Source organism: Brenneria roseae subsp. roseae (assembly GCF_003115845.1).
Classification (GTDB): Bacteria; Pseudomonadota; Gammaproteobacteria; order Enterobacterales; family Enterobacteriaceae; genus Brenneria; species Brenneria roseae.
Map to the genome: position 1 here is coordinate 136392 of NZ_KZ819022.1, position 21004 is coordinate 157395.

Annotated in this window: 22 protein-coding genes and 1 pseudogene; 10 read left to right on the plus strand and 13 right to left on the minus strand. The window is 45.8% G+C overall.

Annotated elements, in window-relative coordinates; translation table 11 throughout:
* Positions 1–195: 195 nt before the first annotated feature.
* Both DDT52_RS00685 and DDT52_RS00690 read left to right on the plus strand, forming a co-directional pair.
* Complete coding sequence (locus DDT52_RS00685) at positions 196–903, plus strand: DUF4056 domain-containing protein (protein WP_136154670.1); 708 nt, start codon at positions 196–198, stop codon at positions 901–903.
* Positions 903–1325: a hypothetical protein gene (locus DDT52_RS00690; RefSeq protein WP_136154671.1), complete on the plus strand. Its 423-nt coding sequence runs from the start codon at positions 903–905 to the stop codon at positions 1323–1325. Before DDT52_RS00685 ends, DDT52_RS00690 begins: the two co-directional genes overlap by 1 nt.
* A gap of 67 nt (positions 1326–1392) precedes the next feature.
* On the opposite strand, the gene DDT52_RS00695 is transcribed toward DDT52_RS00690, so the two are convergent.
* Positions 1393–1794, minus strand: a complete 402-nt coding sequence (locus DDT52_RS00695; RefSeq protein WP_136154672.1) for an H-NS family histone-like protein — start codon at positions 1792–1794, stop codon at positions 1393–1395.
* Between the two features lie 103 nt (positions 1795–1897).
* Here DDT52_RS00695 and DDT52_RS00700 point away from each other — a divergent pair, with 103 nt between their 5' ends.
* The 5 genes from DDT52_RS00700 to DDT52_RS00720 all read left to right on the plus strand — a co-directional run bounded on the left by DDT52_RS00700 (position 1898) and on the right by DDT52_RS00720 (position 6251).
* Positions 1898–2080, plus strand: coding sequence for a hypothetical protein (locus DDT52_RS00700; protein ID WP_136154673.1), 183 nt, complete (start codon positions 1898–1900; stop codon positions 2078–2080).
* A gap of 248 nt (positions 2081–2328) precedes the next feature.
* A complete protein-coding gene (locus tag DDT52_RS00705) occupies positions 2329–2895 on the plus strand; it encodes a type 4 pilus major pilin (RefSeq protein WP_136154674.1) in 567 nt (188 codons plus the stop codon).
* Between the two features lie 107 nt (positions 2896–3002).
* On the plus strand, positions 3003–4475 hold the full coding sequence (locus tag DDT52_RS00710) for a shufflon system plasmid conjugative transfer pilus tip adhesin PilV (protein WP_136154675.1): 1473 nt from the start codon (positions 3003–3005) through the stop codon (positions 4473–4475).
* Between the two features lies 1 nt (position 4476).
* Positions 4477–5025 (plus strand): hypothetical protein, encoded by a 549-nt coding sequence (locus tag DDT52_RS00715; protein ID WP_136154676.1) that lies wholly within the window; start codon positions 4477–4479, stop codon positions 5023–5025.
* 11 nt (positions 5026–5036) lie between these two features.
* Complete coding sequence (locus DDT52_RS00720) at positions 5037–6251, plus strand: hypothetical protein (RefSeq protein ID WP_136154677.1); 1215 nt, start codon at positions 5037–5039, stop codon at positions 6249–6251.
* Between the two features lie 288 nt (positions 6252–6539).
* Here DDT52_RS00720 and DDT52_RS20875 read toward each other — a convergent pair whose 3' ends face one another.
* The 6 genes and pseudogenes from DDT52_RS20875 to DDT52_RS00745 form a co-directional block, all read right to left on the minus strand.
* The gene (locus tag DDT52_RS20875; protein ID WP_168709712.1) at positions 6540–6710 is read right to left on the minus strand and encodes a hypothetical protein; all 171 of its coding nucleotides are present in this window, start codon (positions 6708–6710) and stop codon (positions 6540–6542) included.
* Between the two features lie 397 nt (positions 6711–7107).
* A complete protein-coding gene (locus tag DDT52_RS00725) occupies positions 7108–7461 on the minus strand; it encodes a hypothetical protein (RefSeq protein ID WP_136154678.1) in 354 nt (117 codons plus the stop codon).
* 25 nt (positions 7462–7486) lie between these two features.
* Positions 7487–8335: a hypothetical protein gene (locus tag DDT52_RS00730; protein WP_136154679.1), complete on the minus strand. Its 849-nt coding sequence runs from the start codon at positions 8333–8335 to the stop codon at positions 7487–7489.
* Complete coding sequence (locus tag DDT52_RS00735) at positions 8325–9230, minus strand: MvdC/MvdD family ATP grasp protein (protein WP_136154680.1); 906 nt, start codon at positions 9228–9230, stop codon at positions 8325–8327. Before DDT52_RS00735 ends, DDT52_RS00730 begins: the two co-directional genes overlap by 11 nt.
* Positions 9231–9337: 107 nt before the next feature.
* Positions 9338–9634: pseudogene (locus tag DDT52_RS00740) on the minus strand (tyrosine-type recombinase/integrase); the annotation flags it as partial.
* Positions 9631–10869 carry a tyrosine-type recombinase/integrase gene (locus tag DDT52_RS00745; RefSeq protein ID WP_136154681.1) on the minus strand — a complete coding sequence of 413 codons (1239 nt, stop codon included), beginning with the start codon at positions 10867–10869 and terminating at the stop codon, positions 9631–9633. The gene DDT52_RS00745 and the pseudogene DDT52_RS00740, both read right to left, overlap by 4 nt.
* A gap of 225 nt (positions 10870–11094) precedes the next feature.
* On the opposite strand from DDT52_RS00745, the gene thiM reads away from it, so the two are divergent.
* The 3 genes from thiM (at position 11095) to psiE (ending at position 13433) form a co-directional block, all read left to right on the plus strand.
* Positions 11095–11889 (plus strand): hydroxyethylthiazole kinase, encoded by a 795-nt coding sequence (thiM, locus tag DDT52_RS00750; RefSeq protein ID WP_136154918.1) that lies wholly within the window; start codon positions 11095–11097, stop codon positions 11887–11889.
* Complete coding sequence (gene thiD, locus DDT52_RS00755; RefSeq protein ID WP_136154682.1) at positions 11886–12689, plus strand: bifunctional hydroxymethylpyrimidine kinase/phosphomethylpyrimidine kinase; 804 nt, start codon at positions 11886–11888, stop codon at positions 12687–12689. Before thiM ends, thiD begins: the two co-directional genes overlap by 4 nt.
* 336 nt (positions 12690–13025) lie before the next feature.
* A complete protein-coding gene (gene psiE / locus DDT52_RS00760; RefSeq protein WP_136154683.1) occupies positions 13026–13433 on the plus strand; it encodes a phosphate-starvation-inducible protein PsiE in 408 nt (135 codons plus the stop codon).
* 37 nt (positions 13434–13470) lie between these two features.
* Here the strand turns inward: psiE and yegS are convergent, their stop codons facing one another.
* The 6 genes from yegS to mdtD all read right to left on the minus strand — a co-directional run bounded on the left by yegS (position 13471) and on the right by mdtD (position 21004).
* Positions 13471–14370, minus strand: a complete 900-nt coding sequence (gene yegS / locus DDT52_RS00765) for a lipid kinase YegS (RefSeq protein WP_136154684.1) — start codon at positions 14368–14370, stop codon at positions 13471–13473.
* A 457-nt stretch (positions 14371–14827) separates the two neighbouring features.
* On the minus strand, positions 14828–16189 hold the full coding sequence (gene trhP, locus DDT52_RS00770; protein ID WP_136154919.1) for a prephenate-dependent tRNA uridine(34) hydroxylase TrhP: 1362 nt from the start codon (positions 16187–16189) through the stop codon (positions 14828–14830).
* A gap of 184 nt (positions 16190–16373) precedes the next feature.
* Entirely contained in the window at positions 16374–17333 is a 960-nt protein-coding gene (locus DDT52_RS00775) for a glutathione S-transferase family protein (protein WP_136154685.1), read from the minus strand.
* A 76-nt stretch (positions 17334–17409) separates the two neighbouring features.
* Positions 17410–18132, minus strand: coding sequence for an envelope stress response regulator BaeR (gene baeR / locus DDT52_RS00780; protein WP_136154686.1), 723 nt, complete (start codon positions 18130–18132; stop codon positions 17410–17412).
* A gap of 24 nt (positions 18133–18156) precedes the next feature.
* On the minus strand, positions 18157–19593 hold the full coding sequence (gene baeS, locus DDT52_RS00785; RefSeq protein ID WP_136154687.1) for an envelope stress sensor histidine kinase BaeS: 1437 nt from the start codon (positions 19591–19593) through the stop codon (positions 18157–18159).
* Between the two features lie 7 nt (positions 19594–19600).
* On the minus strand, positions 19601–21004 hold the full coding sequence (gene mdtD, locus DDT52_RS00790; RefSeq protein WP_210732652.1) for an MFS transporter: 1404 nt from the start codon (positions 21002–21004) through the stop codon (positions 19601–19603).

A 21004-nucleotide genomic window follows, 5' to 3' on the forward strand; every position in this document is an offset into this window, starting at 1 on the left:
ACGGTGAACCGGTTTAAAACTTGTTTTTAGACCGGTGAACTGTTGATAAATACTAAAGATAAAATCATTATCATGCTAATTAGTTGACTAGCCTTATTAGGAATAATCTTGGCTTTATTCGTGTGTTTCTAACAAGACATTTGACGGCTAAGACGATAGTATAAACGCAGACTAAATAGGTTGACAGGGAGTCGTATGAGTAAGCGTAGTGATATTCTTGAAGATCCTTTCAATGCCAAGCTATCTTCACAATCATCTGGACTTATCTATACCGAAGAGTTGGGATGGATAGACCTTGGTCATGCACGGGGAGCTGATATCGTTGATTTACTTCAAAAATTTCGAACCGGAGAGTCAGGTAGCAAAGATACGTACCGGATCAGATATAACCAAATGATGTTTATTGGTCATCGTTCAATTGGTACGGGGCGATTTGTTGAATGGGAGATAAAACGAGGCAGAACAAATTCTGAGATTGAAAGTATTGCTTTGGCAATGATGATGCACACATCTTATAATTTTGAATATTGGCAAACTCATTTTGGTTGGTTCACTGATAGTGGTTATAGTGCGGAAGATTTGATCTCTAACCTTCTGGGTTTTTATTATGCGATTTCATCTAAAAACTATCTTTTGAATCTCAAGACTGTTTCTCAGGAAGCTGCTTTTCGTCGTTGGGACTATTATGGATCGTTAGGGCAGCATAAAAACAAATCATTTTTGCCGCTGCTTTTTCCTGATCCTCAAATATCCGGTATAAAGCATCAACCATACTTTGGTAAGTTGCCTGTATGGATGCAACGCATAATTCCTTTTACTGATGTTCAGTCAAGTATTGCTTATCCGGTTAATAAAAATGGTATGAGTCTCAGTTTTTTTGCTCCGAAGCATGTGAAGGTCTGATGATGAAATTAATACGTGGGCTTATTATTTTTATTGCGGTTTTTATACTATTAATTCTTGCTATAATGTGGGGGATGGGAAAAACTATTGATGCTCGCCCTGAGTATAAACAAAGTGATTTTTTTAGTTATCATTATTTTACTGATGATGAAATCCAGAATGCTCCACGAATTAGCGCGGACTATAGTTTTAAATTCCGCGCTCAAGATGGAATGGTGCCATTAATGAGTAGTATTATCTTTAAAAATGTAAAAGATGATACGCCATTAAAAAAATATGTTGAATCTTTGGGATATAAATATATGGGTAAAGATGAAACATATGGTGACCATTGGAAAGACATGGAAACTAACACTACGTTTTGGTTGTGGGTAAGCAAAAATAAAAATGAAGTTATTTTGACTAAAGAAACCTATTATTAATTTATTTCCGCCAGTGTGATTACTGGCGGTTTTTATTCAGTAGTAAGTCTGTCAGAACATGTCGAGTTTAAATAGCGAAATCTTCCAGCTTCTTACCGTTTTCAAGCGCGGTAGCAACAGCTTTAGGCGTCCGTCCCTGACCCGTCCATAACTTTTCGTTACCATTTTCATCAACGTATTTATATTTAGCTGGACGGGGAGCACGTTTAGCTTTTGCTGATTTACTTGTGGACACCGAGCCAAGCAGTTCAGCCGGATCGATGCCATCTTCCAGTAGCTGGGCGCGTAAAGCTTCGATTTTGGCCTGACGTTCAGCCCGTTCTTTTTGACCACTTGCTTCTTCTTCACGGCGATCTTCAACAATAGCCGTAAGCTTTTCCAGCATTTCTTCCAGTGTTTCCAGATCGATTTCACGCGCCTGAGCACGCAGGGTACGAATGTTATTTAATACTTTAAGGGCTTCACTCATTGGGCGTCATCCTGATGGAGGAATAAATCATGGTTAGGTGGTATGTCAAAATTTGACAATTGGCAACGGAGAATTATATATCAATAGAACTAAGGAGGAAATAATGAAGAAGAAAAAATCAACTCGCAATCCCCTTGAAGACACGGCTATTTTAACGCGTTTGGCACGAAAAGCATCCAGAAAAGCGATTAAAGAGGCTTTTCAGTCTGGTGTGGCTATTCATTATATTGCTGAAGGGAAAATTGTCAGAGAATATCCTGATGGTAAGAAAGAAATTATCCATTAAAAATGTTTTATAAAATCATCAGTTTTAATTGACTTCATGATAAATAGTGATATTTATATTGAAGTAATAAACATTTTTTTAGTTTTTAACTCTCCATAAAAGGCAAAGGTATCATCCTTTGCCTTTTCCATATACCTCGTCGTTAACCGTTCATCGGTAAAAAAGCTAAGTATCCGTTTTTTGCTCTTGTTCAATAAAAATTAATTGATTATCTCTTTTTTATCATTTAAATGACAAAGGAGATAAAAATGATCTTGTTGAAGAAAAGAAAAAGTAAAAAAGGGTTTTCCCTGCTTGAACTACTTTTAGTTCTTGGGATTATCGCAGCGTTAGTGGTTGCGGCATTTATTGTTTATCCAAAGGTTCAGTCCTCGCAAAGAGCCACAGCGGAAAGTAATAATATAGCGACAATTCAGGCTGGGGTAAAAGCACTTTATACGGCAGTATCCAGTTATTCCGGGCTAAATGAAACAGTAGCGGTTCAGGCAAGTATTTTTCCTGACAATATGTTAGTCAGCAGCAAACCGGTAAATGCTTTTAAAGGCAACGTCTTGTTAGGCACATCAACCGATAGTCCTTCCGGCGTGGCTAACTCGGCATTTACTATTACCTATATTGGTGTCCCAGCATCCGAATGCACCAAGATTGTTTCTGGCGTTGGCGCTAACTTTTACAGTGTAGCGATTGGAACGGGCAGCACAGCATTAACAACAGGAAACATCAGAAAAGCCAGCAGTGATATGAATATGGCGACCGTGGCGTCAACGTGTCAGTCTGGTGGAAACAGCAATACTATTACCTTCACATCATTATAAATAAAAGGGCATTCGCCCTTTTATCAATTAATCCCTTATAGATATCTTGACCACTTTTTTATTTTTGCTAATTGATTAATAGGTGAAATAAAAAAGGACGAGAAAAAATGAATAAATATAAAAAAGGGTTTTCCTTACTGGAAATTATTCTGGTGTTAGGTATTGGTGCGGCAACGGCTTTCATGAAGTTTCAGGATATGAAAAACGATCAAGAAGGCATCATGGCAAATACCGTTGGATCGCAAATGAAACAGATGGGAGAAGCGGTAAACCGTTATATCAGCATCCGCTATGACAAACTATCAACCCTGTCTTCCAGTAGCAGTCAAACCAGTGATCCGGGGCCAAGAACCTGTTCAGCGGCAGGCTGTGAAATCACTTACCAGACATTGATTAATGAAGGCTTATTACCTGCTGGCAATAAAGGGGTTAACACGCAGAAGTCCTCTTATAAGATCTTATTGAAACGCTCTGGCACCTCACCCAACTATGTTGTTAATGGCCTAATCACAACAACATTACCGTGGATTGAAGGTAGTAGAGTTCGTTACGACCTGTTAGGCCGTGCCATGCAGGCCGCAGGAATTGATAGCGGTATGACGCAATCATCAACCGTTGCATCAGGATCGGGTGGTCAATGGACAGAGAACCAAAATAGCTATGCGGGGATCAATGCGGCGGGGCTGTTGGCTTATTGTGTTGGTTATGACAGCGCTATGTATTCGGTTTATCTGCGTCGTGATGGGACATTGCCAATGACGGGCGATCTCAATATGGGTGGGAATGACATCAATAATGTTGTGGACATTGCGGCATCAGGAACCGCGACAGCCACAACATTGAAATCAACAGGGGCAACCAATGTTGGAACCACGTTAACGGTTGCAGGCGCATCCAGTCTTAAAGGTGCAGCATCTTTAGGCTCAACATTAACCGTTGCCGGGGCTTCTTCCTATACGGGAGTAATGACGGTTAACAACAATATCAACGCGTCAGGAACAATCACCGCAGGCGGTCAGCTCATTGGACATAACACCGCCGGAGATAAATTTTCTATTGGTAGTGGAAATACTAACGCCTATGAATTCCGTCTGGATGCGGCCAAGCCACTTACTATTTGGCGTAATGGTGGTGAAGCGACAGAAGAAAGATTACTTGTTTCAGGTTCGCAACGAAACCTTGGAGATTTGAAAATCGTAGCCAGTGGTTCGGCTACCGGTTCAATCACGTCATCAGGAAATATTACATCCGGTGGCACAGTAGCTGCTCAGTATTTACAGCCAACATCGACGGTGGTTGCCGGGGCTGCTTGTTCTGCTTCGGGAATAATTAGTAAAGACTCTGGAGGTGCTTTACTCACCTGCCAATCAGGTAAATGGACGGGGATTGATATTAAACAAGGAGCCTTATGTGGGTTTTCATCGGATGATCATAGTTATGGAAATATTAATGTATATTTATGCAAAGGTCATAATCCGATGGTTTCCTGTCCAACAGGTTATATTAGATCAAAAATATTTCAAGCTGATGTGAATTATTTATATTCCTGTGTAATTACAGAAAATCTAAGTGGTGAATGATATGGATAATATATTATTGGAGAACGTAAATGAAAGAATTAACTATAAAAAAGGATTGTTGTTATTTATATGTTTGTCTTACAGTGGAGTCGCTGCCTCTGAAGAGATGATATTCAAATCACCGGTTGGTAGCCTTTATTTACTTGAATATAACAACGAATATACTGGCGCTAATGTATTAAAGCTAACAATGACACATGTCTCTGATGATGCATGTGCAAAGCTTGCTCCTGAGTTAGCTGGTAAATATTTTGAAGTGCAGGTAAACAGTCAATATGTTCCATTGACTCCGCCTGCATCAGGAACAACATGGAACCGAAATTATGTTGTTGTTGATAAGGCCGCTGCGTTATGTCAATCAGGGAAAAATAATACCATAGTAGTGAATCATTTTATCTATCCAAAAACGTATGCGTTATATAACGAAAATGGCGACATTGTGAATTCAGTAAGTGGTTCGTCTGCCAAAGAAAACATTGTTAACAGTAGCTATGAAATCTACAGAAAAACTATGCAGACCAGAGAGAACCATCAGTTATCAGTTAAATAAGGACACATTATATGAGAAATAAAAAAGGATACTCAATATTAGAAATGGTATTAACACTGGCTATCGTGTCCGGTGTGGCCTATGCGGTGTTGAGTTATTATCGCAGTGAAAAGAAAGACAGGGCAATAAGGGAAAACGCCCAACAGATTGAAACGATATTCAAGGCATCGGATTCCTATCTTATTGGTTTAAGATCTGATGGCTCCAATCAGGACAGAAACAAGATCTCCATGCAGATCCTGAAAAATATGAATGCGTTGCCGATAAACCTCGGTGCGTTTACCAAACAGGAGATACTGGTTGATACGCTGCCAGCCGCGCAGATACCAGAGCCAGAAACGAATGAGAGCAGTAATCAACCAGAAGAGCCGGAAATCATACCGGAAACCCCATCCATACCTGAAACCCCGATTGTTGATAACGTCTCTTTCCCTGATGAATGGCTGAAGAGCGATCCTGTCGTTGTGGTTAATAATCCAGTTCCTGTTGAGCCAATACCTGAGATGCCAGTAGAAACAACACCGGAGCCAAGTATTCCGGTAGAGCCTGTTGAGGATGATACGACTACAGGTGCCGTTGAGAAGGAGATAGATGAAGCATTATCAAAAGAAAGCTACTTCCTTTGGAGTGATGGGGGAAAATACGATGGATATCAAATAACAATTGCTATGAAATTAACAGACGGCATTTTATATGTTCTACAAGGAAATGATAATCATAATCTCACTCCATTATTACATTCAGGAACTACCTACTTAAATTATAATGAAAAAATATCAAATATGTTGAAACAAACGCAGGTGGCGGATTTATCATATGGTTCTTCCCTATATACATCGACTACTGATTGTTCCAAACTGTCTAATAGCTATTATGATGAATGTGCGTATACATCTGATTATGCATATCTAAATTACTCTATTTATAATGCATTTAATATCCCTAAAGTATTAACCACAGATAAAGCTGCAAATAATTTAATCAACTATTGGGTAAATAATAACTTATCTTCGCTAAAAGGAGAAGTGAGCAGTGGTGGATATGCATGTAAAGTTCCAAATATAAAAACAAGAAATATTTTAACAGCAAAACCGAATAATGGTCTATGGCTGTCATATGAATTAGCTACAGATGGGATGTTGTATATCGTTTCTACAAGCAGTTCTTCTTTGTCTTGTAATTCTAATAGCAATCGAACCATCACTAAAGTGGGTGATTATTGGTAAAATTTTTAAGAATAAATAATGTTGTTAACCAGTTTAATAAAATGATAAATATATTTGACAAGCAAAAAATAATATATTACTTAATATATGTCTTTAAAGATATTCACTTCAATAAAGTGTCTGATTGCTCCATATATGGAGAGTTTGTTTACAGCTCAATGGGCTGATATCGTTGCCCCAAATGTGGGGCTAAGTATTCTATCCTATGGATAGTGCCTCAATGAGGCAGTAAAATGGCCTAACGGCCATTTTTTGCGTTTCAGCTTATTATAAAAATTTATTCGGAAATTAACTCACTTCTTTTGTTTGGTAGGTTCGATATAGAACATCGAGCCTTTCCCACAACACAAAAGACAGGATCTCTTTGGCTTGGGGATTTTCAACCTCAACAACAGCGTAAATTAATGCCCGACATTGATCGATGATTTCTTCAAGTTCCAACGGCGTGTTATCGAACATAATAAGCCTCCGCTGCTGGATATTGAGATGTAGCAAAAAAGCTAATATCCAGATGCAGATTTTCAGGTGGGGAATAGGTAAACTGACAGACAGCCATAGCGTTATCCTTCTAACGTTGTGGTTAGCCCCTGTCTGGTATTGCTGTACCTTTCAGGGGCGACTGGTGTTCAGGGGGGCTTGTTAAGGCACGTACCTGATTGGCTGCAATTTAAGGCTAGGATTGGTGCTAGTCAATTGTTAATAGTGGTACAAGAAAATCTACGGTTGGCAATTCAGGTCTGCATAGTTCAGATCTGCTGAACAGTTGGATGAATAGATTAATGGTTTGAGTATAAATTAACTTTATATGCCTGACAAACCTTAAGTTTTAGGGTTGTCAGGCCAAAGTGAATTTGTACTAGAAATAAAAATTTTCGTCATTTGACTCATTTACGTTTGTAAATAAGGTACCACAAGTTAAGTAGTCATCATCGTTATTTTCAATTGTCTCGGTGGATATTGTAATATCATGTAATACATTTTTAACACTATTTCCCATTCCTCTTACTCCTGTTTCGTCCATAGAAATATATATATAATCTTCGTCACTATTCTCATTAACCTTTGTTATTGAGGTTCCTGCATTGATTAAATCGTTATCGTCTGATTCAATTGTGAAAGTTCTTAATGTTGTATCATTTAATTTTAATAAATCATCTGGAAGATGTTTTTTTTCATATGTTTCACTGTAAAGCATTATATATGGTTTCATGTGAACATTCCTAAATTATAAATAATTATATTATATGTGTGTCGGGAACGGATAAGAAAATTTCAGTTTTTATTTCCGAACTGCTTCCTGAAGATAAAGTAATAATGATAAATGCTATTATCCCAATACAAATTGCACGATATAAATATTTTTCGGAGTTTTTTACGATCCCTGAAAAATATCTTACATCATCATTTTTAGCCAACCAATCTCTATACAATGATTTTGTTAGCTCATGCTTATAGCTTGAGTTTTTAAGATCTTTAAATGATGATTGGTAAAATGAGCTTACCATCATTCCTTTTCTTAGGAATAAAGCCAGATTAATGATCTGGGCTGTGATTATTATAAGCAAATAACAAAAAAACAAAGATAAATAATTTGATAAATCGGCTATGGATATTTTTGTATATAAATAGGTTAAGGCACCAGTTAAAGCGAGCATGATAGTTGTATAGTGAGTTATTTTATTTCGTACGGTTGACATACTATCATTATTTTCTGATATTTTTTGCTTTAAAAACTCATCTTGGTTTTTTATTTTCTCAATAGGCTGATTATCAATGTGTATCTTATAATCATTCACCAGTGATTCTATAATATCTTCTTTCTTTCTTCCCCATTTTAGGTCGTAGTCTAAAACAAAAAACGAATTGAAATTTTCTTTTTCAAAGAAAATACAGCCTTCTTTTTTATATGTAAGAAAGTAAAAAATACGACTTCCAAATGGTATAGTAATTAAAGATATTCTTACATTTACATGGCTGACCTGTTCCATTTTTTCAATAGTATCAAAATTATCATCAATAGATGTATGAAAGAGTAATGAATAATTTAATATTTTTACAACAATGAAAATGATTTTATTTATCATTTAAGTATCTCATTATTTCTTTTGAAATTTCCAGTTCGGTTTCGTGTTCAAGCCATGCCCATTGTCCATTAGCATTCATTTCCAAAAAAAACCATTCTTCATTAAGAACTACAAAATCAAAACAACCGAAATTAATCTCAAAGAATTGCATATAAAGCAAACATTTATCTTTTATTTTCTTTGGTGTATCGGTTCTACTGTATATGATTTTATTATTTTTCTTTCTCCAGTCAATTTTATTTTCAGATTCAATTTTTACGGGGAAAAATTCTTTATCCACAACTGTAATTCTTACTTCGTATTGTTTTTTTGAATATGTTTGGAAATAAGCCGGGCAGAACTTTAGAGCATTAATGTCTTTGTTTCTATCAAATATATTTGTTTGAACAATTTCTTTGCTCTGTTCATCCTCGACAACTCCATTAGATAGAGGTTTAACTATAATTTTAGCATCCAAATGAGACATTAATAGACGGGCGCTGTTTGTTAAACAATAATCTGGAGTTGAAAATCCAATCTTATTAGCTATTTTCGCTTGTAATATCTTATTATCTGCCTTTCTAAGGACAGATGGTCGGGATAAACATTTCCCATCAAAAGCTTCAACTATTCCTTCAACTAGTGAGAAAACTTCTCTATAACAATGATTGTGATATTTTACATCAATCACATCATTAAGGTTTTCTGGAGTTGGCTTTCTATAATAAATAGATGAACAATCTTTTTCTAAAATAACGCCGTAATATTTATTTCTTATCTCGAACCCATTCTTAGTATAAGATACCTGATATTCGGAAAATTTATCAATGTTGAAAACATAAAAGTTATCAACACCTTGTCTTTTAGTTATATAATCTATGGTTTTATCAAAACTCGATGTTATAACTAAAATCATAAATTAATCTCACCCTATTTTTCTTTTATATTATTACATTGCTGACTTGTATGCAAAACATGCAACGCGATCGCATATCAGCCTTCCTTGGCGTATGCGTATAACTATTACATACGAGCAAACTCAAACGGCCTAACCATATCGTTGCTATTGGCATCCAGAAAATCAGCCCACCATTGCAGCATCAGGCGACGCTGTTCAAGGTGTTTGGCCTTATGAGTATAGGCCGCGCGAACATTGTTCTTTTCCATGTGGCTCATCTGAAGTTCTACCACATCTTCCGGCCAGATACCCGATTCAATTAAGGCACTGCATGCCAGCGTTCGTAAGCCATGACCACACAAATCGGTTTTGGTGTCATAGCCCATTTTGCGTAGCGCCTTGTTGATGGTGTTCTCACTCATTTACTTGTATCCGCAAGTTTAGGCAGTCCCTCTTGCCATTCCTTTGGCTTCTTGTTGATGATATTTTTCTCAAACCACTGAAACCAAACAGGCCAAGCCTTATCGACCTTTTTCTGAAAGGCTTTTGGTTGGTAAGTTGCCAGAATCTTTGACATTACCATACTGAGGCTATGACCTAACATCAGGTCTACAATAATGGGATCAATTCCGGCCTCGTTGCTCATCATTGATGCCGTACTGCGTCTCAGATCGTGAGTCGTAAAATCATTTCCTACCGTTTCTCGTAGCCTGACAGCGGAATGAGACATCGTGGTATGTCCGATATGTGTCCATATCTGTTTGCTAAGGTTATGCTTTGTCCAAGACCATTCTTCTAACAGACTGATCAGGTAGTCAGGAAGAGGGTATACACGCTCCTGTTTTGTTTTGGTGCGTTCTGCGGGTAAGGTCCATGTTTTAGCCTTTAAATCTATTTCAGGCCATACCAGCTTTGCTGATTCCGACTTGCGAGTACCAAAGACCATAATAAAGCGCATCGCTGCATGAGAAGGGGTGTTACCCAAGGAATGCCAGAGTATGCGGTATTGTTCTGCCTGTAGATGGTTATCACGTATTTTACCTATTACAGCAGCAACTTTTTTTCTGTCATGGATCTCTGACAATTTTTGCGGAACATACACGGGTTGTCCCGGTTGTTGCCCCTGTATGCCATGCACCTGAAAGGCATATAACATCACCATTTTAATTATCTGACAAATACGATGAGAAGCGTTGCTGACCCCCATCGCCAAAATATGAGAATAGACATGGTGGTAAGTAAGCTGCTCAGGGTCTACGTTATGCAGGGCTTTACCATGTTTATTCCAGATCGCCCGTCTTCCCGGTTTTGACGGTTTAGCGCATTTTACTTCCAGCCACTCCTGAACCAGACCATCCATAGTGGTGGGTTTTCCGGTGAGTGTTTTGCTGGGTGCAAAGCCTTGTCTGGTTTTTTGTACCTGTTGCAAATGCCATTTTCTGGCATCTTCCAGACTGTAGGCTGGATAGGTGCCTAAAGTAACATCATTGCTACCTACAATATAACGCCAGCTTTTTGTTATCACGCCTGATGGATTTCTTCGGGCAGCAAAGTACAATCCTGTTAATCCGTTGTTGAAGACGATTTCTTTCTTCATTGTCTTACCATCGGGGATGGTGAAACGCTGGATGTCAGTTTTAGTTTTGAGCATTGGCATTATCCGATTTTTTCACGTCCCTAGTATGTACCTAAAATGCACCGAGATGAATAGAAATCTTATGAGACATAGTGAACTATTATCTAATTGTTTTATTGCTACTATTTAACTTTGTTAGATGTTCTGAGACACTAGCTTTCTATTTGAACTGGATAATGCCAGCGGAGGGAAGTCACGGTATTCCCCAACCGGTTACCGCCTTCTTGAACGCCGGTTGGGAGAATGATGAATACTCGACCTGTCCCTTTGCCTGCTGCCTGTGCGGCGGCCTGTCTAACACAATTTCATGCGCTGTCTCCGCTTGTACACTGTCTGACCAACGATGTGGTGCAGTCGTTTACGGCGAATGTCCTGCTGGCGTTGAACGCGTCGCCCGCGATGGTTGTCGACCCCGGCGAAGCCGCGCAGTTCAGCGCGCTGGCGGATGCGCTGCTGATTAACGTAGGGACGCTGGAGCGGGATCGCGCAGAGGCCATGCTGGCTGCGGTTCACAGTGCGAATCAGGCGGGAACGCCGTGGGTGCTTGATCCCGTCGCCGTCGGTGGACTGACGTTCCGCACGCAGTTTTCTCATGAGTTATTAGCCCTGAAACCGGCGGCGGTTCGTGGAAACGCCTCAGAGATCATGGCGCTGTCCGGGCTGAACGCACAGGGACGCGGTGTGGACAGTACCAACGATTCGTTAAGTGCGCTGCCAGCCGCTCGCGATCTGGCGCGCCGTCTGTCTGCCGTCGTCGCCGTGACGGGAGAAATCGATTACGTCACCGATGGTGAACGGGATTTTTCGATTAACGGCGGCGATAAAATCATGACTCGCGTCGTCGGAACCGGCTGCGCCTTATCCGCGGTGACGGCGGGATTCTGTGCGCTTGACGGCGATCGGTTGCAGCATGTGGCGACCGCCTGCTATGTCATGTCGCTGGCCGGCAGACTGGCTGCGTTACAGGCCCAGGGACCGGGCAGTTTTATCCCGGCCTTTCTCGACCGGCTTTATGGTCTGCGTGCGGAGGATCTGACATGAAACGGATTAACGCACTTACGATCGCAGGCACCGATCCCAGTGGCGGCGCGGGCATTCAGGCGGATTTAAAAACGTTTTCCGCGTTAGGGGCTTATGGCGCCTCGGTCATTACCGCGCTGGTGGCGCAGAACACGCGCGGCGTGCAGTCGGTCTACCGGATTGAACCTGCCTTTGTCGCGGCCCAATTGGATTCGGTGTTGAGTGACGTCCGTATTGATAGCGCCAAAATTGGGATGCTGGCGCAGGCGGACATTGTTGAAGCCGTTGCCGAACGGTTGCATCATTACCCACTGCCTTACCTCGTGTTGGATACGGTTATGCTGGCGAAAAGCGGCGATCCGCTGCTTTCGCCCGAGGCCGTGGAGGCGCTGCGGCGTTTATTGCTCCCTCTGGCGTCGCTGATTACGCCGAACCTGCCGGAGGCCGCCGCGCTGCTTGATTGTCAGCCTGCCGCCAGCGAGCGGGAGATGGTCGAACAGGGGGAAGCATTGCTGGCAATGGGGTGTCAGGCGGTATTGATAAAGGGCGGACACCTGAGCGAAGAGGAAAGCCCGGACTGGTTGTTCAGCCGGCAGGCATCGCCGCTGCGTTTTACCTCCCCGCGAGTCAATACCCGGCATACGCATGGCACCGGGTGTACCCTCTCCGCCGCGCTTGCGGCATTGCGACCGCGGCATGCGTCCTGGGCGGATACGGTGAGAGAAGCCAAAGCGTATTTACAACAGGCGTTGCAACAGGCGGATTCGCTGGAGGTCGGGCAGGGGATCGGGCCGGTACATCATTTCTATCGCTGGTGGTGAAAGAAAGGAATAAGAAAATCACCTGGATAAAATAGTCTGAATTCATGGACATCCTGACATACTCCCGGTAATTTTTGCTGATAAATAAGCGGGTTGCTCTTTAAGTGGTGACTCGTTTTGCCTTGATTTCTTCATTCCTGTATTTGCATTTAAAGAGGACAACAAGTATAAGCCGTTGGCATTGTGGCGCGGACTCAGGTCGTGCGGCACGATGATAAACAAGTCGTCGGTAAATCGTGATCAGAGGCAGTAGTGACACATAAGAATAATAACCTTGCAGGCGAGCAAGAGCGCAGGCAGTACCAGCAGCCGTTAAACAGCAGTGAGGGAAAGGCGATGGCAGGTTCAACACGTGGCATCATGATCGCCAAAATACTTCAGACGATACTCAATGTCGGATTACTGTTATTGGCCACCATACTGGTTATTTTTCTGGCCAAGGAAACCATTCATCTGGCAAAGGTATTATTGTTCAGCAGCGAGAGGGACTCTGCCTATCAGTTGATCGAAGGTATTGTTATCTATTTCCTCTATTTTGAGTTTATTGCGCTGATCGTGAAATATTTCCAGGCCGGATATCATTTTCCGCTGCGCTATTTTATCTATATCGGTATTACTGCGATTATCCGGCTGATTATTGTCGACCACAAAAGCCCGAGCGACACGTTGATATACTCGGGCGCAATTTTGTTGCTGGTGGTGACGCTTTATCTGGCAAACAGTAACCGGCTAAAACGCGAATAATCCCGATTCCGGTTATACCGACAGGCCGCCATACCTGCTATCCCAACAGGGCGCACTGTGGCGGCAAACGACACTGAATGGCGGCGGGCAATACCTCGATATGAAAACGTTTTGCCCTGAGCGGTTCACCGTCCAGATTGAATGTCATCTCGTCCGGCGCGATGATTTCCAGCCAGGGTAACGTAGCGGAAATCATGTTCTGGTTTTCACTGCCGGTGAACCACGTCTGTAGCATATTGGGCAGCAGTTCCTGCGCGGAAAGCACGCTGAGCTCCAGAAACCCGTCGTTAATCAATGCCTCCGGGCAAAGCTGTTGTCCTCCGCCTGCCTGACGGCCATTCCCCACGGCAATGACCAGCGTATCGCCCGACCAGCTAAAGTCCGGCCCGCGGATCTCACAGCGTTCGGATTGCAGCATATCCATGCGGAATAGCGCATGGAGCACATAAGACGCGCCCCCCAACGCCGATTTCATCCTGGCAGGCGTTTCTGTGGTAATCCGCGTGGTGAATCCGCCTGTCGCCATGTTGATGAAATAGTGTTCGTCATTCACTTTCGCCATATCGATCGCCGTTGCCCGGCCTTTGATCGCCAGCGTCAACGCGTGGTGCAGGTCGATGGGGATCTGACAACTGGTCGAGAAGTCATTGGCGGTTCCCAATGGAACAATGCCAAGACAAGGGCGTCGTCCTTCCGGTTGTCTGGCAATCGCTGCCGCAACCTCATTAACCGTGCCATCGCCGCCTGCGGCGATCACATTGTCGGCCTTCAGGCGGATTGCTTCTTCTACATAGCGTTGCGCATCGCCAAATTCCCAGGTTACGCGCACATCCAGATGATAGCCGTCCTGACGCAGCGCCCCAATCGCCTCACGAAGTTCCTCATTATCTGCGCTTTTCCCGTTCAGAATCAGTAAAGTCATCGGGCGTTTATCCATAGCATTCTCCATATCAGGACATTCAGATGAAAGGCGGCGGATTTAACCCTGATAATCATAGTCAGGAAATACCAACACAGGTATCAGAAGAATCGGTGAATTGAGCGCCGTGGGGGCACGCGTGCAGTCAGGATCGTGTGGCGACGGGAGATATGTTGAGGGACAGATAAAGAAAAAGCCAGCTCAAGGGAGATTGAGCTGGCCAAGGAGGTGGTTCCTAGTAGTATCACTACGCTTATTTTTCGTTCTAGATTTTCTCAGCAAGGCAATACTAACCAGAAGGATTGGTCATTGATGTGATCCGATTCTAATATTTGTCAAAAACCATGTTGTTTGTGGTTATACCCGCTATATTTATCCCGCTTTATCGGTGATTTTGCCTGCCGGATCCGGTAACGACGAAGGTGCGTCATGCGTTGACAACCGATTACCGGCGGCAATCGGTTGTCATACCGGACTATTTGGCGTTTGGATTACGGGTGGTGGTGCCGGGCAAATTACGCAACAGCAGCGCATATTCCAGCGCAACATCTGCGGGAACCGGCAAATAGACAATGTGTCCGTTACCCGGCGCGACGTCTGCCGCCTGGCCTTTGGCATTTTGCATGGCTTCAATGGTGAACTGAATATTGCCGCCGGGCGTCATCATTTCCACACTGTCGCCGCAGGAAAATTTGTTTTTTACCGCCACTTCCGCCAGACCGTCACGGCGCACGCCGGTAAATTCACCCACAAACTGCTGGCGATCGGAGACGGAATAGCCGTAGTCGTAATTCTGGTAATCTTCATGGACGTGGCGGCGCAGGAAACCTTCGGTGTAGCCGCGGTGGGCCAGACCTTCCAGCGTTTGCAGCAGCGTCGGATCGAAGGGTTTCCCCGCGGCCGCGTCATCAATGGCACGACGATACACCTGAGCGGTGCGGGCACAGTAGTAGAAGGACTTGGTGCGGCCTTCGATCTTCAGCGAATGAACCTGCATTTGCGTCAGGCGTTCTACGTGCTGAATCGCGCGTAAATCGCGGGAGTTCATAATGTAGGTGCCGTGCTCGTCTTCAAATGCGCTCATGTACTCGCCGGGGCGCTGATTTTCTTCCAGCATAAAGACTTTGTCGGTAGGCGCGCCGATACCCAGCGTCGGCTCAACGTTTTTCACCGCAATGGGTTCGTGCTGGTGGACAATATTGCCCGCGTCGTCTTCTTTTCCTTCCTGTACGTTATATTCCCAGCGGCAGGCGTTGGTGCAGGTGCCTTGATTGGGGTCGCGTTTGTTGATGTAGCCGGACAGCAGGCAACGCCCGGAATAGGCCATGCACAGGGCGCCGTGGACAAAGATCTCCAGCTCCATTTCCGGCACCTGTCTGCGGATTTCCTCGATCTCTTCCAGCGACAGCTCGCGGGATAAAATTACGCGGCTGAGCCCCATTTGCTGCCAGAACTTCACCGTGGCCCAGTTCACGGCGTTGGCCTGAACGGAAAGATGAATCGGCATCTGCGGAAAGTTTTCCCGTACCAGCATAATCAAGCCGGGATCGGACATGATCAACGCATCCGGCCCCATATCAACGACGGGTTGCAGATCGCGCAGGAAAGTTTTCAGCTTGGCGTTGTGGGGCGCAATGTTGACCACAACATAGAATTTTTTACCCAGATCGTGCGCTTCCGTAATGGCTTGCGCCAGCGTCTGGTGGTTGAATTCGTTGTTGCGGACTCGCAGGCTGTAGCGGGGTTGACCGGCATAAATCGCATCAGCGCCATAGGCAAAGGCGTAACGCATATTTTTCAGCGTACCGGCCGGAGAAAGTAATTCCGGTTTGAACATGGGAGAGCTCTCGATTCTGATCACAAGTCAGGCTGCTCCCGGCGGGAGCAGTAAAGGCGGCGATTCTAGCGCTAATAAATAAAAAATGCAGCAGACGGTCTACAAAAAGTAGGCCTATTCTTTGATGTGCATCAAGTGTGACGGCCCGCGAAGTCACATTGCCTCACGGGCGTGATGATGGCGATTAACGGCTGGCGATAACCGACTTGCCAAGTTGTTCGCGATTATGCAAACGATACAGATCAACCAGCGGACCTTTTGGAATGATGCCGGTAGGATTCAGCCATAAAATGCCGTAATAACCGGCTTTGATATGATCGATGTTGACGGTTTCCGCGATACCCGGCCACTGATAAAGTTCGCGCAGGTAGTTCGACAGATTCGGATAATCTTCAATACGGCGCAGATTACATTTGAAGGCGCCGTGGTAGGCGACATCAAAACGAATCAGCGTAACGAACAGACGCCAGTCCGCTTCGGTCAGGGTATTACCGGCAATATAGCGATGGGTTGCCAGATGTTTTTCGAGTTCATCCAAGGTGCTGAACAGGGCGGTAACCGATTGATCGTAGCTTTTCTGCGTTCTGGAGAAGCCCGTTTTGTACACGCCGTTGTTCACATTGTGATAGATCGTTTCATTCCAGCTATCGATCTCGCCACGCAGGGCGGCCGGGTAAAAATCCAGACGGTTATCGTTCAGATCGTTAAAGGCATCGTTCAGAATGCGGATGATTTCTGAGGATTCATTGTTAATAATCCGGCCTTCCTGACGATCCCACAGTACGGGAACCGAGACTTTTCCCGTATAGTGCGGCTCGCTGGCGGTGTAAAGCTGGTGCAGAAAACGAATGGGCGCAACATGTTCTCCCGCATCCTGCGGGGTAGAAAATTCCCAGCCGTTATCGCCGATGCGCGGCTCTGCTATGGAGACCGGAATGATCTTCTCCAGCGTTTTCAACTTGCGGAAAATCAGCGTACGCGATGCCCACGGACAGAGATACGAGACAAAAAGCTGGTAACGCCCGGCTTCAGGAACAATCTCGGTTTGCCGGAATCTGGTTTTCTGCCGATGAAAGGCGCCGTTTTTTATTTCTTCGGCCGCGACATCGCCGCTGACCCATTTGCCGTCTACTAAACCTGACATCGTATTATCCTCTAAATGGGCCTCGCCCCGGCGTTGCCCGTGCATCATGTTTCAATTTGATGAAACGTGGCCTGGTTTAAACCTCCTCACAGGGCGCCGCTTCCCAGCGATAGCCCATCCCGTAAACGGTGCGGATAAAGGAGGTTTCCTCATCAAGCTGTTCCAGTTTGCGGCGCAGGTTCTTGATGTGGCTATCGATCGTGCGATCGGTGACGACGCGGTAGTCGTCATAGAGTTTATCCAGCAGTTCCTCACGGGAAAAAACCTTGCCCGGTTCGGTGGATAATGTTTTTAACAGCCTGAACTCTGCCGGGGTCAGGTCGAGATTCTGGCCGAGGTAGCTGGCCTGAAAACCGCTTTTATCGATCAGTAACGCGGTTTTCTCCATCGGTTGGCGGGGATCGTTTTGCCAGCCGCAGCGGCGGAGTAAGGTCCTGACTCTGACCACCACTTCGCGTGGGCTGAAGGGTTTGCAAATGTAATCATCCGCGCCGATTTCCAACCCGAGCAGGCGATCGATCTCTTCGCTGCGGGCGGTCACCATAATGATGGGCACGTTGGAGAACTGACGGATGGTGCAGCAGATGGTCAGGCCATCGCAGCCCGGCAGCATCAGATCCAGCAGAATCAGGGCGGGTGGATTTTTTCGTACCCAATCAACGACGTCACTGCCGTTGGTGATCCAGTGGGTTTGATAATCTGCCGCCTGAAGATAATCGACCAGTAATTGTCCCAGCTTTGGCTCGTCTTCAACGATCAATACGGGTAAAGGATTAGCGAAAGTCGATTCAGTTGTCATTATTCCGGGTTCTGTTGTGACGCGTTATTCCGATGAATGTAAAGGTAGCTCGACGGTAATCAACAGGCCACCCCATGAGGAGTGTTCAGCATACAGTCGTCCGCCATGAGCCTCAACGATATTATTGCAAATGGCCAACCCCAGTCCGGAGCCGCCGCTGGCGCGATTGCGCGAGCTTTCCGCCCGGTAAAACCGTTCAAAAATCAGCGTAAGCTGTTCATCGGTGACGCCGGGGGCGCTGTCCTGCCAGGTTATCAGCAGCTGCTTCTGACGCAGCGCAACCTGGATAGCCAGTTTCCCTTGCTCATCAGTATAGCGCAGGCTGTTTTCCAGCAGGTTATTAAACAGCTGGCTCAATCGATCCGGATCGCCGAAAACCGTAGCCTGTAAAACCATAGCCTGTAAAACCATAGCCTGTAAAACCGGTGCCTGTAAAACCGGGGATGGCGAAGGACAGTCCATCGTCAGCGTTATGTGTTTTTTCTGATAGCGATCGCTGAATGCGGCAATCGCGATATGCAGCAGTTGCACAATATCCACGGGAACCTTGCGATAGGCCAGCGCGCCCAGATCGGAGAACGACAGCTGGTGAAGATCGTCGACCAGCTTGGTTAACGTCGCCACTTCCGCCTGTAGCGAACTCAGCGAATTGGCATTAGGTTGCCGAACGCCATCCTGTAACGCCTCGAGTTCTCCACGCAGTACGGCCAGCGGCGTGCGCAGTTCGTGGGAAACATCGGCCATGAAATCCCGTCGGGACTGTTCATTTTTTTCTAATGCACTGGCGAGCTGATTAAAATCCTGTGCCAGACGGCCGAGTTCATCGTGCGTACTGGCGGATACGCGTGCGCTAAAATCTCCGGCGGCCAGATGGTGTATGCCGTTTACCAGCCGTTTTACCGGGGCCAGCAGACCGCGTGCGGTTAACCAGGTCACAATAATGGCCAGCAGGGTCGACAGCGCGACAATCAGCCAGCTGGTTCGCTGCTGCTGCTTGTCAAAATTGATATCGGCATCGCGGGTTAGCCGTTCGATGGGAGAGGCGACAATCCAGCCGACCGTCTGATTCTGGACGATAATCGGCTGCCACGTGCTATCCCTGGATACCGGCGCCGGAGAACCAAACAGCCTGTTTTTGGCGGCATCCAGCACCCAGAGGCGTACTCGCCAGCCCTGCATGCTGTTGCTGGTATTGTTGTCGTCAGTACTCTGATCCATCGAATGCAGCATTTTAAAAACCAGCCGTTCGTTATTTCGCAGAAACGACCAGTCGCCTCGCAGCTGATATTGCTCGGCCAGCGCGTCACGCAACTGAATGACCCGTTGTTCGTTGCCGTTCTTGATGTAGTCAATAAATCCGCGCTCGAAGCTCATGCGCACGCCCCAGTGCATGGTGATCAAGACCAGCATACAGGTGGCGAAAATGGCGAGGAAAAGCTTGGCGGTAATTCCGAATTTCATAGCAACCTCACGACCGACGGGAAAGCGTCGACTGTTTGATGGTATCCGGCGGTACGCGATTAAAAATCAGGGCCGGCAGCGCGATGATGACCATCATGCTGAGATAGGTATAGAGGAACACGGCGTGCGTTTCTGATGCGCCCATGTTCATATGCTGCTGTGAAAACATCCCCAGCAAAATCCCGGCCACGCTGACGCCCAGACTGGTGGAGAGCTGCATGGTCATGGAAAGCAGGCTGTTGCCGCCGCTGGCAAGGGCATCCGGCAGATCTTTCAGCGTCAGCGTATTCATGCAGGAAAAGCGAATTGAATTCACGGTGCCGAGGAAAAACAGCACCACGGGCAGCAGCCACATCCAGTTCATTAACGCCACCAGCGCAAAGAGCAGCGTCACCAGCGCCAGCAGTAAGGTCGAGGCCACCAGCATACGGCGATAGCCAAACCGATTCACGATTTGCACCACGACGCGTTTGATCCCCATGCTGCCCAGCACCATGGGGATCATCATCAGCCCGGCATGAAACGGTGAAAATCCCATTCCCAGTTGCAGGAACAGCGGCGTGGTGAATGGCAGCATGCCGCTGCCGATGCGGGCCAGCAGCCCGCCGGTCAAACCGATGGAAAAGGTTTGCGTATTGAACAGTTGCAGGTTAAACAGCGCCCGGCTGTTGTTGCGGGCGTGCAGCCAATAGCTCAGCAGGGAAATCAGCCCGACGACGATCAAGGCGAAAATAACAATGGGCGGAATGCCGAGATTGTTGTGTCCGTCCAGCGCCAGCGTCAACGTCGCCATCCCCACGGCGAGCCACAGAAAACCGCGAATATCGAAACGCTGCGTTTGCATGGTGTAGTTCGGCATCAGAAACCAGGTGGCCAGCGCGCCGGCAATTCCCACCGGCAGATTGATCAGGAAGATCCAGTGCCAGCTGGCGTATTCCACCAGAAAACCGCCGAGGGCCGGCCCCATCAGCGGACCAATCTGACCGGGAAGGGTCACGAAGGTCATCGCCGCCATATACTGATCGCGCGGCACAATCTTCATGACGGTCAGGCGTCCGACCGGCACCATCATTGCCCCGCCGACGCCCTGAATCACACGGGAGATCAGTAATTCGTTCAGGGTTTCAGAACGGGCGCACAACAGCGAACCCAGCGTAAAGAGCAGGATGGCGGAGAAAAAGATATTTTTAACGCCGATCCGATCGGCCAGCCAGCCGCTGGCCGGCAGCATGACGGCGACGGTCAGCACATAGGACACAATCACCGAGTGCATATGCAACGGGCTTTCATTCAGGCTGGCGGCCATCGACGGCAGCGCGGTATTCACGATGGTGGTATCCAGCGTTTGCATAAAAAAGCCGAAGGCGACGATCCAGAGTTGCCAGCGCACCGAGGCGGGCTGAGTGATCAT